Source organism: Methylocella silvestris, assembly GCF_002891535.1.
GTDB lineage: Bacteria > Pseudomonadota > Alphaproteobacteria > Rhizobiales > Beijerinckiaceae > Methylocapsa > Methylocapsa silvestris_A.
Window position 1 is genome coordinate 285,618 of record NZ_PDZR01000001.1, and the last position, 15,054, is coordinate 300,671.

The following is a 15,054-nucleotide window of genomic DNA, read 5'->3' on the forward strand; positions in this document are numbered from 1 at the left end:
TGCCGGCCTTCGGCGGGCTGTTCCCGCGCGGCTCGCCTCGATTTTCGTGGAGGGGGAAAGCGCTACCTTGAGCGCAGCTTTGAAATGGCTGCGGCTTATGAAAATATCCAAATCATTATAAGGAGCGGAACTTCATGGAAGATCGCCGCGCATCCATCACGCTAGAGTCCAATCCGTCGCATCGCTTTGCGACGACGAGGATTTGAGGCGGCTCGACGGAGGCGTCAGGAATGAGGGCTCCTAGGCGTCAACGTTGACCGCCTCAAATTCTTATTTTTTGCGGGCGCGCTGGGCGGTCGGGCGGTTTCAGCCCCTTCAAAGCATCGACGCCAAGCGCCAATGGAAAGCGGACCGACGGCGATCAACGAAATTAAATGACTGCCTAGCGGCGCCCTCCAAATCCACCGGCCCCGCCGCGTCCCTCGGCGTCGCCAAATTCGCCGTCGCCGCGGCCATCGCCGAAGCCGCCGGCGCCGCGGTGATCCGCGAAGCCGCCTTCGGCATGGCGCTCGCCGCCCTCGGCGCCAGCGCCATAGGCCGCGCCGCCGCTCCAGCTTCCGCCGGCCGCCGCGGCGCCCGAGCTGGAGCTCCATCCCTCGCCGCCGGGACCGGAATAATAGCCGCCGCCGACCGCAGCCCCCGCGCCGCCGCTGTAGGGTTGGCCATAGGTCGTTCCCGCTCCGTTGTAATAGGGCCCCGTCGCGCCGCCGCCCAGGACGGCGTCGGCGCCAATGATGCTGGCTGCGGTCTCCTCGCCGGCCTGCCAGGCGTCCCGACGCCCGCCGCCGGCGCCGCCAGCCTGTCCGCCTGAGCCGCCAACGGCGGCGCCGGCGTGATATTCGCCGCTTTCGGCGCCGCCCGCCCGGAAGCCGCCGCCTTCGGCGCCCGCGGCTCCCCCATTGAAGCAGCCTGAGCGGCCAGCTCCGCCGAACCCGCCTGCGCCGCCCGCGCCGCCAAACCCGCCGCCTCTGCCGCCGCCGTGAAAGCTGCCCTCAAAAGCGTCGACGGATGTCGCCGCGCCGAGAGACAGCGCGAGGGACAATAGGATTGCGCCGGCGTTGAGACTGCGATTCATGGTTAAAACCCTCAAGACAGAGCAATTTGGAGCAAGGTGCTCCGGATTGATGCGCTTGAGACCTGAAGGCTCTGCAAAATCAAAGACTAAAATTGTCAATGAGCGGACGAATGCTGCGCGGTCTGGCCTTGCTATTCGCTCATCTGGCGCAATGCCGCCGCCGCGGCGATCGGCGCCCCGACCAGCGCGAGGAGGCTGATTGCGGCAAGAATCAAAAAGGGCGGCGCGGCCGGCGCGGGCGAGACTGCTGCTCCAGCCGCCGCGGCGGCGACGCCAAAAATGAGCGCCGGCGCGCAGAAAGGCAAAATCAGCACCGGCAGCAAAAGGCCGCCGCGGCGCAGGCTGACCGTCAGCGCCGCGCCGATCGCGCCGATCAGCGTCAGAGCCGGGGTGCCGATCATGAGCGAGAGCGCGACGCTCCACAGCTGACCCGCCGGCATCGCCAGCATCAAGCCGAAAAAAGGCGCCGCGGCGACGAGCGGAAGCCCGGTGACGAGCCAATGGGCGAGGCATTTGACGAGCACGATCAGTTCGAGCGGCGCCTTGCTCATCAAGAGAAGATCGAGCGAGCCGTCGTCGTGATCGGACTGGAACAGCCGATCGAGGCCGAGCAGGGTCGCGAGCAGGGCGGCGATCCACAGCATGGAGGGCGCGATGCGGCCGAGCAAGGCGAGATCGGGGCCGACCGCGAAGGGCGTCAGCACGACGAGCATCAGGAAGAAGACGACGCCGAGACTGCCGCCGCCGCCGATGCGCCGGCCGATCCGCAATTCGCGTATAAAAAGCGCGCGAAGCGGCGAGCGCGGCGCGGCTTCGCCTTCCGCTGCGGGGGCGGTCGCGCCGACGCTCAAGCGGCTGCTCCCAGCGACAATTCGCGCGCCGGCAGATCGAGACGGGCATGAGTCGAGGCGACGACAAGGCCGCCGGTCAAAAGATGCGCAGCGATGACCGACAGGATCAGCGCTTGCGAAGCCGTGTCGAGCGCCGTCGTCGGCTCGTCGAGAAGCCAGATCGGGCGGCGCGCGACAAGCAGCCTGGCGAGGGCGGCGCGGCGCTTCTGCCCGGCGGAGAGATAGGCCGCCGGAAGATCGGCGACATGGCGGAGGCCAAGGGAATCGAGCGCCGCATAGGGCTCGAGGCCGCCGCGTCCGAGGTCAAGCAGGGCGGCGAAAAATTCAAGATTTTCGGCGGCGGTGAGCGAATTCTTGAGCGCGTCGGCGTGGCCGATATAATGCGCCTGTTCGGCGATGCTCTCTTCGGATGAGGGGCTCAACGCCAGCGCGCCCGAAGCTAGCGGCACGAGGCCGGCGAGCGCGCGCAGCAGCGTCGATTTGCCGGCGCCGTTGCGGCCCGTGACGATGAGCATTTCTCCAGCGTCGACGGTAAAATCGAGATTGCGAAGAATGGTGCGGCCGCCGCGTTCAATGGTCAGGCGCGATGCCGAAATCCGCATCATAAAGCGTCCTCATATCGCACAAATTGCTTAGGCGAACTGTCTAGCATCCGCATAGCTCTCAGCGTACATATTCCCTATAAGCCCTCCGGCTTTTCCCTTTTCCTGTTCTCGTCCGACGTGCGGAGAAAAATGCTCATGGCCTCGCTCGACAGTTTCAAATGTCGCAAGAAACTCACCGTCGGCCGCAAGACCTATCACTATTATTCGTTGAAGGCCGCCGAGAAGAACGGGCTGGCCGGAATTTCGAAGCTGCCCTTCTCGATGAAGATCCTGCTCGAGAATCTTTTGCGCTTCGAGGACGGCCGCTCCGTCACCAGGGAAGACATCGAAGCGGTCGCGGCCTGGCTCGACAACAAGGGCAAGACCGAGCGCGAGATCGCCTTCCGGCCGACGCGCGTGCTCATGCAGGATTTCACCGGCGTTCCGGCCGTCGTCGACCTCGCCGCCATGCGCGACGCGATGACCAAGCTCGGCGGCGATCCGCAGAAGATCAACCCGCTGGTGCCGGTCGATCTTGTCATCGACCATTCCGTCATCGTCGACGTCGCCGGCAGCAGCAAGGCGCTCAAGACCAATGTCGATCTTGAATATTCCCGCAACGGCGAGCGCTACCGTTTTCTGAAATGGGGCCAGAGCTCGTTCGATAATTTCCGCGTCGTGCCGCCCGGAACCGGCATCTGCCATCAGGTCAATCTGGAATATCTCGCCCAGACGGTCTGGACGCGGAAGGAAAAATACAAGCCCGCCCGCGGCAAGGCGGCGACGGTCGAGATCGCCTATCCTGATTCACTTGTCGGTACGGATTCGCACACCACCATGGTCAACGGCCTCTCGGTGCTCGGCTGGGGCGTCGGCGGCATCGAGGCGGAGGCCTGCATGCTCGGCCAGCCGCTTTCCATGCTGCTGCCGGAAGTGATCGGCTTCAAGGTGTCAGGCGAACTCGACGAAGGCGTGACGGCGACCGATCTCGTGCTGACCGTGACGCAGATGCTGCGTCAGAAGGGCGTCGTCGGCAAATTCGTCGAATTTTACGGCCCCGGCCTCAACCATCTTTCGCTCGCCGACCGCGCGACGATCGCCAATATGGGTCCTGAATATGGCGCGACCTGCGGCTTCTTCCCGGTCGATTCGGAAACCCTCGCCTATCTGACCACCTCGGCCAGGACGCCCGCCCGGGTGGCGCTGGTTGAGGCCTATGCGCGGGCGCAGGGTCTCTACCGGACGCGCAATGCGGCCGATCCCGTCTTCACCGATACGCTCGAACTCGATCTGACCACGGTGAAGCCCTCAATGGCCGGGCCGAAGCGGCCGGAAGGCCGCATTGCGCTCGAAAGCGTCGGCGCGGGGTTCAAGACGGCGCTCGAGACCGAGTACCGCAAGCCGGGCGAATCCGACAAGCGCTTCAAGGTCGAGGGCAAGGAGTTCACGCTCGGGCATGGCGACGTCGTCATTGCCGCCATCACCTCCTGCACCAATACCTCCAATCCGAGCGTGCTGATCGGCGCGGGCCTTCTCGCCCGCAATGCGATCGAAAAGGGCATTAGCGTCAAGCCGTGGGTCAAGGCCTCGCTTGCGCCCGGGAGCCAGGTCGTCGCCGAATATCTCGCCGCCTCCGGCCTGCAGAAAAGTCTCGACAAGCTCGGCTTCAATCTCGTCGGCTTTGGCTGCACGACCTGCATCGGCAATTCGGGACCGATCGCCGCCGAGATTTCGAAAACCATCAACGAAAACGGCATCGTCGCGGCGGCGGTGCTGTCCGGCAACCGCAATTTCGAGGGCCGCATCAGCCCTGACGTGCAGGCGAACTATCTCGCCTCGCCGCCGCTCGTCGTCGCCCATGCGCTGGCCGGAACCGTCGCGAAGGATCTGAAGATCGATCCGCTCGGCCACGACAAGAAGGGCAATCCCGTCTATCTGTCGGACATCTGGCCTTCCGATGAAGAGATCGCCGAGGTCACCGAGCAATATGTGACGCGCAAGGTCTTCAAGGAGCGCTATGCCGATGTGTTCAACGGCGACGTCAATTGGCGCAAGGTGAAGGCGCCGGCGGGCGAAACCTATAAATGGGACATGGGGTCGACCTATGTGCAGAACCCGCCTTATTTCGACGGGCTGACGGTGGAGCCGGAGCCGGTCAAGGAGATCGACGGCGCGCGGATTCTCGCCATCTTCGGCGACAAGATCACGACCGACCATATTTCGCCGGCGGGTTCGATCAAGGCCGCCTCGCCTGCCGGAAACTATCTGCTCGAACGTCAGGTTTCGGCCGAAAACTTCAACCAATACGGCACGCGGCGCGGCAATCATGAAATCATGATGCGCGGCACCTTCGCCAATATCCGCATCAAGAACTTCATCCGCGAGAAAGATGGCGCGGTGCCGGAAGGCGGCTACACCAAGCATTGGCCGGACGGCGAGGAAATGTCGATCTTCGACGCCTCGATGAAATATCAGGCGGAGGGCGTTCCGCTGGTCATCTTCGCCGGCGCCGAATATGGCAACGGGTCCTCGCGTGACTGGGCGGCCAAGGGCACCCGTCTGCTCGGCGTGCGCGCGGTGATCGCCGAATCTTTCGAGCGCATCCATCGCTCGAACCTCGTCGGCATGGGCGTGTTGCCATTGACCTTCGAGCCCGGCACGTCGTGGAAGAGCCTCAAGATCAAGGGCGACGAATCCGTCACCATTCATGGCCTTGGCGATTCGCTGCAGCCGCGCCAGATGATGGAGATGGAGATCACCTATCCGGACGGCAAAAAGAAGAAGACGCCCTTGCTGTGCCGCATCGCCACCCTTGACGAGCTCGATTATTTCAAGAACGGCGGCATCCTGCCCTTCGTGTTGCGCCAGCTCGCCGTGGCCTGAAGCGCCAGCCTTGCGCTGGCGCGAGAGTTGAAAAGTTGGAGCGACGCGCCTTGGGACGCGCCGCTCTTCAAGACCGTTTTCAAGATTGGGGCCGTGCGAGGAATTGCGAATTTGGCGTGCGTCGTCTGGATGAGCCATCCGGCGCAGAATCGCGAAATTTTGCTGACCTTTTGCCTGGCAAAGCGTTAAGCAGCATTGCTCGCGCCGCGACCCGGGCTTTTATTCCCGCCGCACGCAAAAACAAAACGAATCGGGACCTTTCGACCAATGACCACATATAAGCTCCTCGTCCTTCCCGGAGACGGCATCGGCCCCGAGGTGATGGCCGAGGTCGAGAAGATCGCCGCCTTTTTGACCTATGAGGGTCTCGTCAAATTCGAGATCGAGAAAGGCCTCGTCGGCGGCAGCGCCTATGACGTGTACGGCGTCGCGATCAGCGAAGACGATATGGCGCGGGCGCAGGAAGCCGACGCCGTATTGCTGGCGGCGGTCGGCGGGCCGAAATGGGATTCTGTTCCTTACGAGAACCGGCCGGAGGCGGGGCTGCTGCGCTTGCGCAAGGACATGCAGCTGTTCGCCAATCTACGCCCCGCGATCTGCTATCCCGCCCTCGCCGACGCCTCCTCGCTGAAGCGGGAAGTGGTCGACGGCCTCGACATTCTGATCGTGCGCGAACTCACCGGCGGCGTCTATTTCGGCGAGCCAAAGCAGATCATCGATCTTGGCAACGGGCAGAAGCGCGCAATCGACACGCAGGTCTACGACACTTACGAGATCGAGCGTATCGGCCGTATCGCCTTCGAGCTTGCCCGCAAGCGGCGCAATAAGGTGACGTCCTCGGAAAAGCGCAATGTCATGAAATCCGGCGTGTTGTGGCACGAGGTCATCTCGGCGCTGCACACACGCGAATTCCCCGACGTGGAGCTTGAGCATCAGCTCGCGGACGCCCTCGGCATGCAGCTTGTCCGCCGGCCGAAGCAGTTTGACGTGATCGTCACCGACAATCTGTTCGGCGACATGCTGTCGGATGTCGCGGCGATGCTGACGGGCTCGCTCGGTATGCTGCCGTCGGCCTCGCTTGGCGAACGCAATGCGACGACCGGGGCGCGCAAGGCGCTTTATGAGCCGGTGCATGGCTCAGCGCCAGATATTGCGGGGAAGGGAATCGCTAATCCGATCGCGATGATCTCGTCGCTGGTGATGGCGCTGCGCTATTCCTTCAATCTGGAGGATCTCGCCGACCGTATCGACCGCTCGATCGCCGCCGTTCTGGAGAAGGGTCTGCGCACCGGCGACATCGCCGGCGGCGCGCAAAATACGATTTCGACGGCGCAGATGGGCGACGCGATCCTCGAGGAGTTGAAGGTCGCCGTGCATTAGAACGGGATGATTTTGGACTTGATCCTATCCTGCGCTGCCGCCACGTCCCTCGCGGCGGTCGGTTAACCGCGGAGTCGTGGGAAGCTGGAGCCGCCGATGCGTGCGTGACCGGCTTTGAAGAGTTCTTCAGCTTAGCTCACGCCAGCCGAGGAGATCGATCATCCGCCAACCGTCGCCGCTCCCGACCAAGGGCAATTTTCTGACTGCGTCCGCCGCAATTGGTGCGGCCATCGCGGTAATGGTCGCCAGCCTCGGCGGCCCCGCCGTCTCCGCGCAGGACAAGTGCACCCTCAAGGTCCCGAACGGGCTCGCATTCGCTGAATTCAGGGGATTCGAAGACTGGCCAACAGTCGCCGTTAGTCAGACCGGCGATCTGATCGAGGTGATCCTCGCCAATCCCGTGATGATCGAGGCCTACCGGGCCGGCGCGCCCGACAACGGCCAGCTTTTTCCCGACGGCTCCAAGCTGGCCAAGATCCATTGGAACGCGAAAAAGAGCGCGGAGTCGCCCTCTCCGACGATTGTGCCGGGCGCGTTGCATGACATTGATTTCATGGTGCGCGACAGCAAGAGATTTCCGGACAGCGGCGGATGGGGATACGCCCAGTTCGACTCTGACCCGGCGTCCGGCTCGTTCACGCCTGTTGGGAGCGGCGCGGATTGCGGCTATGCATGCCATACGATCGTGAAGGCGAGGGATTACGTATTCACAGCGTACGGGAAGCGGTAATCGCGTTCCAGGTGTGTCACGTGGAATAGATCCGCAGGACACAAACAAAAAGCGGCTGCTCCGTGGAGAAGCGCCGCTTTTATTGGCTGATTTGTTTCTGCCTTCCGCCTCAACCGCGACTGTCCGAGGGACCCTGAACGTCCCTCGATTCAGCTCGCTTTAGTCAATGCGGGGCGATTCGAATTCGAAGAGCGGCGTCTGACGGCCGGGGACTTCGAGCGGCGCCGGCAGGATTTCATTGCCGTATTTCGAGCGCTGCGCGACCTGATCCGGCGTGCGGTTGAAGATCGTATTCGCCGTCACATAGTTCGACATGCTGCCGACCGGCACGACCGGGCCGGGATCAAGGAAGCTGCGCTTGTTGACGGTCAGCGGCGGCCTCTCCTCGGCATAGGCCGCGGGCGTTGCCTGCCGATGGCGGGTCTTCGTCTCCGCAGACGCCGAACCCGAGAATGCAGCCAGCGTAGCGGCGGCGAGAAAGAGCGAAGCAAATCTGAAAGACGCGCCAAGGGCCATGGATAAAATCCTCTATTGCTACGCTTATAACGCAGCCGCTGCGTTTTCGTTCATCGCGCGGATAAAGAAAACCCACGATCCAGCGATTTTCGTAAAATCCGCGCGCCCGTGTCCATGGCGTGGTCGACGCAGGCGGTGGTTTGCCGCAGGTCCCGCTCGGCGAAGGCGGCGGCCAGGGCGGGATCGTCGACTCCCGGCAAAAGCTCGATGCCGTCGATGAGGCAGGCCGCACTCTCTTGCAGGGACGGCGCGGCGCCGCCCGGATCCGAGCCGGCGCAGATGAAACCCGCGACGGCAAGCGGCGCGCCGGCGTCGTCCGGCGCGCCGGCCCCCGGAACATAGCGGAAGCCGACGCATTTCGACGCGCCGCCGCCGCTGCGGCGTAGCGAGGCTTCGGCCGCCTCGAATACGCCAAGCCGCGTCAGAAGAGCGGCTGGCTGCGCCGCGAAGGCGACGCTTCGCCCCACGTCCGCGGCCATGCGCGCAAGAACGACGAAGAATGGCGAAGCGGAGGCGTTGGCCTCGCCGCGCGGATTGAGCGCAAGCCGCGCCAGGGGACCATCGCCATTGACATCGCCAAAGACGAAAATGTCCTGGCGGCCGCCGCCGCGCCGCAAGCGAACCTCATGCGAAGGCGGTTCAGCCGCCCCGTCCGGCGCCTCGACCCTGAACATCGGCGGCGCCGCGCCATTGGCGGTCCATTCGGGCCGGGCGGCGATCCGCGGGCCGGCCGGGCCGGCGCCCTCCTGCTCTTGACCGTAAAACGCGATCAGACAGCCAAAGGCGATGGCTCCGAGCGCCGCCACGGCGATCAAGCGCGTCAGTCCGCTCCCTATCGTTCGCCCTCCGCCGCGTCGCCGACTTCGCGTCGGGACCTCCGTCGCGGGCCGGTCGTCATCGACAGCCAAATGCGCCATGCTGCATCGCCTCATTGCCCTTTGCCGCGCCCCGCGGCGGCATTGGCGCGACTATAGTGGCCGGGGCTTACGTCAAACGTTACGTTGGCGCGCTGTTTGGGAATAGGCTCAACGCGGCCTTTACGATTGCCGCCGGCATTAACCGCTTCTTGAGCTTGACCGAACTTGCGCCGGCTGCGCTGCTGCATTGCGGGGCTCCCCCGCATCGCCTATGTTCTGATCAAGCATTTTACATTCGATCGCCTTTGCTTTTGCCAAGGCGCGGCGCAAATCAGGGCGACGGCGATCTGCCGCCGCGTGGAGACGATCATGGGTTTCAGGGTTGCAGTCGTCGGCGCGACAGGAAATGTCGGCCGCGAGATGCTCGATATTCTGGCTGAGCGGCGGTTCCCGGTCGATGAGGTGATCGCGGTCGCTTCCTCTCGCTCGATCGGCACGGAAGTCTCATTCGGCGACAAGACCCTGAAATGCAAGTCGCTCGAAAATTACGATTTCAGCGGCGTCGATATTTGCCTGATGTCGGCCGGCGGCGCGGTCTCGAAAGAATATTCGCCGCGGATCGCCGCGCAAAATTGCGTCGTGATCGATAATTCGTCGGCCTGGCGCTATGAATCCGACGTGCCGCTGATCGTTCCCGAGGTCAACGCCGACGCGATCATCGGGTTTTCCAAGCGCAACATCATCGCCAATCCGAATTGCTCGACGGCACAGCTCGTCGTCGCGCTGAAGCCGCTGCACGACAAGGCCAAGATCCTGCGCGTCGTGGTGTCGACCTATCAGTCGGTCTCGGGCGCGGGCAAGGAGGCGATGGACGAGCTTTTCGCGCAAACCCGAGCCATTTTCGTGTCCGATCCGGTCCAGTCGCATAAATTCCCGAAGCGGATGGCCTTCAACGTCATTCCGCAGATCGACGTCTTCATGGAGGACGGTTCGACCAAGGAGGAATGGAAGATGATGGTCGAGGTGAAGAAAATCCTCGATCCCAAGATCAAGCTCTCGGCCACCTGCGTCCGGGTGCCGGTGTTCATCGGCCATTCCGAGGCGGTCAACATCGAGTTCGAGAATCCGATCAGCGCGGACGAGGCGCGCGATATTCTGCGCGAGGCGCCCGGCTGCCTCGTGATCGACAAGCGCGAGACCGGCGGCTACATCACGCCGCATGAGGCGGCCGGCGAGGACGCGACCTATATCTCGCGCATCCGCGAGGATCCGACGGTCGAGAACGGCCTGATCCTCTGGTGCGTCGCCGATAATCTGCGCAAGGGCGCAGCGCTCAACGCCGTGCAGATCGCCGAGACGCTCATCAACCGCAAGCTGATCGCGCCGAAGCAGAAGGCGGCTTGAGTCTCGCCCTCATCCCGAAAGACGTATCGGGATGAGGGCTCACCCCTTCTTGAGCACGCGGTCGGCTTTGGCGTCGATCCTGGCCTCCTGCGCTTTTCCCATACGGCCGGCTTTGACGGCCTGGGCGGCGCGGGCCTTGGCGTCCCCGGCATGCGCCTTATCCGGAATCGGATAGGTTCGGCCGGGTCCTGCGAATTTGGCCTCTGGCAGTTTGTCACGCTGTTTGCTGGTCAGTTTCGCCATTGTGTTCCCCTTCGCTCGCACTCGCGTGGAAATGCTCCGTCGTGCGGCAGGTTCCGGCGACCGCGCCAATCGATCCCAGCGTGTCGCGCGGAAAATTATCGGCCTTGCCTGAACTCCCTTGGCGCGCAACCGAAGCGCTGTTTGAATGCGCGGCTGAAGTGGGACGCGTCGCTAAACCCCCAGCGAAAGGCGATCTCGGACAGGGCGTCGGCCGCCCGGCGGGGATCGGAAAAATCCTTCGCGCAATTTTCCAGCCTGCGGGACCAGACATAGCGCATGAGCGAAGTCCCTTCATCGCCGAAAAGGCCGCTGAGATAGCGTGGCGAGAGCCTGGCGAGACGGGCGATTTTGGCCGTGTCGAGCTCGGGATCGGCCAGGCGCCCTTCGACCAAGGCCTTGACGCGGCGCATCGAAAGCGCCCGGCTCCGCGACAACGAAAAGCCCGAAGGCCGAACCGAGGCCGCCGCCAGGCTGACAAGATCGACGGCCTGGTCGGCGAGCGCCAAAATTTCGTTTGGCGCAAATTCATCGGCGTTCTTGCCGCAGGACCGCAAAAAGCGCGAGGCGACGGCGCCGATCCCCGCGGAGCCTGAAATTCGCAGGGCGGCGCTATGTTCGACCCCCGCCATCCGCTCTCGCAGCAGCGGCCGGGGGATCGCCAAGATGAGCTTCGAAAAATCTCGCGGGCAATCGATCTTGTGTGGCCGAGTGGCGTCGTAGAGCGTCATATCGCCGGGCTGCAGGACAACCTCTTTGCCATCCTGCTCCAGCGCGTAATCACCTGATAGCAGCACCACGACAAAATAGGCGTCCTGCCCCGCGAGCAGCGGCTCGCGGGGCAGGCGCTTCAGGCCGACGCCCGAGGACCGGATAACGGACAGCCGCGAACAATCCCAAGGATAGATCGTCAGGTCCTGTGACAGAATTTGGCGGGTCGGCGAGGTTACTTCGACATTGGCGTATTCGCGGCAAATCACATCGCGCAGCCAGCCGGATCGCTCACCCGGCGCGACGTCATTCGTGGAAAGCCGCAGCGGGCGGCTCTGCTCCCGGCTCGCCGCTTCATTCGTCGGTTGGAGAGCATCCATCGCGCGATCTCGCCTCCCGGCCCGCCCTCGAGGCGGGGATCTTGCTCTTTTCTCAGGAAACAGCCGCCTCAGTCAATTTTTTGCGCCGCCTCGTCCCTGTCGATTCTCTCTTGGCCTCGCTACGCCAAATGCCCGCCAAAGCGAGGACAGAAGCGATGAATGAAGATCCAAGACACGCCGGCAATGTCGTCTTGCTGCGAGGAGGCTGCCTCTGGCTGCTGGCGGCGCTAATATTGGCCTGGTGTCTCGTTGCGCTTAATTTCGGCCTGCCCCTCATCAAGGATATATTTCCCGGCAAGACGACGAGAGTGCTTCAAGCCCACATCGACTTCCTGCTGATGACGGCGCTGATCCTTGGCTTTTACGCAGCGAAGACGCCGTTGCCCGGGCATGTGCGCTGGGCGATGGTCGTTGGCGCTTTCACCAATTCGAGCCTGTTTCTGTTGCAGGCCATGTTTCCCGCGCTCGACAGTCCGACGCCGCCGGACGGCGTGTTTCCCAAAATCTTTCTTGTCTATCTTCTGACGAGCCTTGTCGTCACGAGCTACGGCTTTGGCAAGGCGGCGGTCATCGTGTTCCGCTCGACGTTCGACGCCAGATACATAAAATGAGCAGACGGTGGGGGGCTTTGCGCTTGGAACGGCAAGTCACCCCTTCGACTCGCCCTTGCTGAACAAAAATGGCGCGACGTCCCGTATGCCCGGCGCGCGCGAGACCGCATAGGGCATCGGGCGGCACACGGCCATGGCCGAGAGGCCGACTCTTGCCGTAAGCAATCCGTTGAGGACGCCCTCGCCGAGCCGCGCCGACAATTTGGCGGCGATGCCATGTCCCAGCACCTGCTGCACGATGCTGTCGCCGGCCGCCATGCCGCCGGTGATGGCGATATGGGCGCCGATCGAACGCAGCACCTTCAGGAATCCGAGCAGACCCGGCCGGCCGCCATAGATGGTCGAGATGCGCCGGATCAGCCGGATCGCCTGGGCGATGACGAAGACGACGTCGATGATCGCCCGCGGCGCGATCGCAGTCACCATCGAGACGCGCTTGGCCGCGTCGGCGATCTCCTGGCGCACCTTGAGGTCGAGCGGATGGATCAGCGTGCGCTCGGCGATGTCGATGAGGTCGCGCCCGTCGACGATGTCCTGCGCGAGGTCGCGCAGCTGGTCACGGGCGAGCGCGGTTTCGGCGCGCGCCGCGTAGAGCGCGCTGAGCTCCTGGACGAGACGGCGCCCCTCCTTGAAATCATCGGATTCGCGCGCCGCGGCGAGGCCGGCGTGGAGTTCGGCGATGCGGCGCTGGCGCAGGACGCCGGCCGCCTCGCGCGCGGCGAGGACAAGCAGCGCCAGTCCGGCCAGCCCGGCAAGGATGAGCCCGACGACGCCAAGGGCGGGGGCGCGCGAAAACAGATCGTCGACGAGGTTGTTGATCCAGACGCCGAAGCTGAGCGCGACAAGCCCGCTGGCGGCGGACCAGAAGACGCCCGCCCAGGACATGAGCCAATGCTGGCCGAGGCCCTTCTTCTGGGCGATTTCGACCGCGGCTTCCTCAGTGTCGGCGGGCGCGGCGCCCATCAGCGCTTCGGCTTCCGCCTCGTATGGGTCCTTGGTCGGCTCGATCAAAATCGGTCCGCGCGGATTCTCCCGCAGCTCGGTTTCCTCGAGGTTGAGATCTTGCAGGCGAAACGCGCGCGGTCGCTTCTGGTCTTCGGGCATTGGGGCGGCTCTTTACGGCTTGCTGTTTTTGGCGCGCTTTTCGGGACAGGGATCAGTATCGCGGGGATCGCTTTAGATCACGATTTGGATCGAATCGATCCAAAATCGTGAACCTGATCGACCCGAAGAATTTGAAGCATGATGTCGATCCGAAAAGTCTGCAACTTTTCGGCATCATGCATTTGCGTCACGTCATCTTGTCGCCGAACAAAAACTGAAAGGCGCGGTCGAGGCGGATATGGGGCGGCGGCAGCGCTGAGCCGTCGGCGGCGCGGATCGGAATCGGCGGCCGGAAGCGCACGAAGCGGTAATCGACCTCGCCCGGCGCCGCATCCCTTCCAGCGTCGCGAAAGACGGCTTTGGGGTCCAGCGGCAGTTCGCCGGGAAAAATCGCCGCCTCGGTCTTGCCGTCGAACATTTCGTCGCCGATCCGCTCGCCGTCGAGCGGCGTGCCGATCACGGCTTCGAGCGCCGGGCCGCCATGGCCGTTGACCTTCGCCTCGCGCGTCGCGCGCACTGCGGCAAGCGCGATGACGTCGACCTCGGCGCCGACGCCCTTCACGCGCGCGATCGCCTTGGCGGTCAGATGGCGCAGGATCGCTTCCAGCCGATCGTGGCTGGTATGATGCAGATGGTCGGCCTTGGTCGCCGCAAACAGGATGCGATCGATCTTCGGCCGGAATACGGTCGAGAAAATATTGCTGCGGCCGGCGCGGAAGGCGGTCAGCACGTCGCCGAGCGCAATTTCGAGATCGCGCATCGCCGCGGGCCCGGCGTTCAGCGCGGCGAGCGCGTCGACGAGTACGATCTGCCGGTCGAGCCGCGAGAAATGATCGCGGAAGAACGGCTTTACGACGTGCGACTTATAGGCCTCATAGCGCCGCTCCATCATGGCGGCCAGCGAATCGGCCGGATAGGCGCGGTTGGGATCGACGGCGAGCGGCGAAAAGGTCAGCGCGGGCGAGCCGGCGAGATCGCCGGGCATCAGGAAGCGGCCGGGCGGCAGGCTCGAAAAGCTGAATTCCTCGCCGCGGCAGGCGCGCAGATAGGCCGTGAACAACTCGGCCGCGCGGCGGGCGTCGTCTTCGGAAAATTTGGCGCTCGGGTCCTTTTGCGCGCAAAAGCCGCGCCATTGGGCGGCGAGCGGCGCCCGGGCCGCGCCGGAGGCGGCGGCGAAGGACTCCTGCGACCATTGCGCGAAGGATTTTTCGAGAAGCGGCAGATCGAGCAGCCATTCGCCGGGATAATCAACAATATCGAGCGTCAGCGCGCGCCGGCCGGGATTCATGCCGCCCTTCTGCTGATATTGCAGACGCAGCCGCACCTCGGAGATGCGGCGGGTCGATTGCGGCCATATGCGGCGCTCCGCCTTGCCGCCTTCGCCATTCAGCGCTTCTTCATGCTCCTCATAGGCGAAGCGCGGCACATTATCGTCCGGCTGCGGCTCCAGCGCGCCGCTGATCAGGCGCCCCTCGGCGTGCACGCGAAAAACAGGCAGCGTATTTTTCCGCCCGCGCAGGCCGGGGCTCGTCGCCTTTGTCAGATGCTCAATGAGCGCGGTGATGAAGACGGTCTTGCCCGCACGCGAAAGCCCTGTGACGCCGAGCCTGATATGCGTTCCCGCCGACAGATCGACGAGGCTTTGGGCGACGGCGCGCGCTTCAAAAAGGAGGTCGGAAAAAAGAGCCAATTGGGATCCAGACGGCGTTAGGCGGGCGTCTGCGCGCC

General features: G+C 63.9%; 15 protein-coding genes. 5 read left to right on the forward strand and 10 right to left on the reverse strand.

The annotated features are described in order from the left end of the window. Window positions 1-382 precede the first annotated feature (382 nt). The 3 genes from CR492_RS20655 to ccmA all read right to left on the reverse strand — a co-directional run bounded on the left by CR492_RS20655 (window position 383) and on the right by ccmA (window position 2,528). Window positions 383-1,075 (reverse strand): hypothetical protein, encoded by a 693-nt coding sequence (locus tag CR492_RS20655; RefSeq protein ID WP_180982385.1) that lies wholly within the window; start codon window positions 1,073-1,075, stop codon window positions 383-385. A gap of 131 nt (window positions 1,076-1,206) precedes the next feature. After that, the gene (gene ccmB, locus CR492_RS01300) at window positions 1,207-1,926 is read right to left on the reverse strand and encodes a heme exporter protein CcmB (protein WP_102841895.1); all 720 of its coding nucleotides are present in this window, start codon (window positions 1,924-1,926) and stop codon (window positions 1,207-1,209) included. Next, entirely contained in the window at window positions 1,923-2,528 is a 606-nt protein-coding gene (ccmA, locus tag CR492_RS01305) for a heme ABC exporter ATP-binding protein CcmA (RefSeq protein ID WP_102842326.1), read from the reverse strand. Before ccmA ends, ccmB begins: the two co-directional genes overlap by 4 nt. A gap of 138 nt (window positions 2,529-2,666) precedes the next feature. Here ccmA and acnA point away from each other — a divergent pair, with 138 nt between their 5' ends. The 3 genes from acnA to CR492_RS01320 all read left to right on the forward strand — a co-directional run bounded on the left by acnA (window position 2,667) and on the right by CR492_RS01320 (window position 7,503). Continuing rightward, on the forward strand, window positions 2,667-5,393 hold the full coding sequence (acnA, locus tag CR492_RS01310) for an aconitate hydratase AcnA (protein ID WP_102842327.1): 2,727 nt from the start codon (window positions 2,667-2,669) through the stop codon (window positions 5,391-5,393). A gap of 267 nt (window positions 5,394-5,660) precedes the next feature. After that, complete coding sequence (gene leuB, locus CR492_RS01315; protein ID WP_102841896.1) at window positions 5,661-6,773, forward strand: 3-isopropylmalate dehydrogenase; 1,113 nt, start codon at window positions 5,661-5,663, stop codon at window positions 6,771-6,773. 238 nt (window positions 6,774-7,011) lie between these two features. After that, window positions 7,012-7,503 (forward strand): cytochrome P460 family protein, encoded by a 492-nt coding sequence (locus tag CR492_RS01320; protein WP_102841897.1) that lies wholly within the window; start codon window positions 7,012-7,014, stop codon window positions 7,501-7,503. Window positions 7,504-7,662: 159 nt separating this feature from the next. Here CR492_RS01320 and CR492_RS01325 read toward each other — a convergent pair whose 3' ends face one another. The 3 genes from CR492_RS01325 to CR492_RS20660 form a co-directional block, all read right to left on the reverse strand. Beyond that, the gene (locus tag CR492_RS01325; protein ID WP_102841898.1) at window positions 7,663-8,019 is read right to left on the reverse strand and encodes a hypothetical protein; all 357 of its coding nucleotides are present in this window, start codon (window positions 8,017-8,019) and stop codon (window positions 7,663-7,665) included. Window positions 8,020-8,069: 50 nt separating this feature from the next. Continuing rightward, the gene (locus CR492_RS01330; RefSeq protein WP_146030131.1) at window positions 8,070-8,834 is read right to left on the reverse strand and encodes a hypothetical protein; all 765 of its coding nucleotides are present in this window, start codon (window positions 8,832-8,834) and stop codon (window positions 8,070-8,072) included. Window positions 8,835-8,947: 113 nt separating this feature from the next. Then, entirely contained in the window at window positions 8,948-9,124 is a 177-nt protein-coding gene (locus CR492_RS20660) for a hypothetical protein (protein ID WP_180982386.1), read from the reverse strand. Between the two features lie 121 nt (window positions 9,125-9,245). Here CR492_RS20660 and CR492_RS01335 point away from each other — a divergent pair, with 121 nt between their 5' ends. Beyond that, a complete protein-coding gene (locus CR492_RS01335) occupies window positions 9,246-10,280 on the forward strand; it encodes an aspartate-semialdehyde dehydrogenase (RefSeq protein ID WP_102842328.1) in 1,035 nt (344 codons plus the stop codon). 39 nt (window positions 10,281-10,319) lie between these two features. Here the strand turns inward: CR492_RS01335 and CR492_RS01340 are convergent, their stop codons facing one another. Together CR492_RS01340 and CR492_RS01345 are read right to left on the reverse strand one after the other, a co-directional pair. Continuing rightward, window positions 10,320-10,523 carry a hypothetical protein gene (locus CR492_RS01340; protein WP_102841900.1) on the reverse strand — a complete coding sequence of 68 codons (204 nt, stop codon included), beginning with the start codon at window positions 10,521-10,523 and terminating at the stop codon, window positions 10,320-10,322. Window positions 10,524-10,618: 95 nt separating this feature from the next. Next, a complete protein-coding gene (locus CR492_RS01345) occupies window positions 10,619-11,611 on the reverse strand; it encodes a helix-turn-helix domain-containing protein (RefSeq protein WP_102841901.1) in 993 nt (330 codons plus the stop codon). 155 nt (window positions 11,612-11,766) lie between these two features. Here CR492_RS01345 and CR492_RS01350 point away from each other — a divergent pair, with 155 nt between their 5' ends. Further along, the gene (locus tag CR492_RS01350; protein WP_102842329.1) at window positions 11,767-12,222 is read left to right on the forward strand and encodes a hypothetical protein; all 456 of its coding nucleotides are present in this window, start codon (window positions 11,767-11,769) and stop codon (window positions 12,220-12,222) included. Window positions 12,223-12,258: 36 nt separating this feature from the next. Here CR492_RS01350 and CR492_RS01355 read toward each other — a convergent pair whose 3' ends face one another. Beyond that, window positions 12,259-13,326, reverse strand: coding sequence for a YcjF family protein (locus CR492_RS01355; protein ID WP_102841902.1), 1,068 nt, complete (start codon window positions 13,324-13,326; stop codon window positions 12,259-12,261). A gap of 187 nt (window positions 13,327-13,513) precedes the next feature. Further along, window positions 13,514-15,016 carry a YcjX family protein gene (locus CR492_RS01360; protein ID WP_102841903.1) on the reverse strand — a complete coding sequence of 501 codons (1,503 nt, stop codon included), beginning with the start codon at window positions 15,014-15,016 and terminating at the stop codon, window positions 13,514-13,516. Window positions 15,017-15,054: the final 38 nt, after the last annotated feature.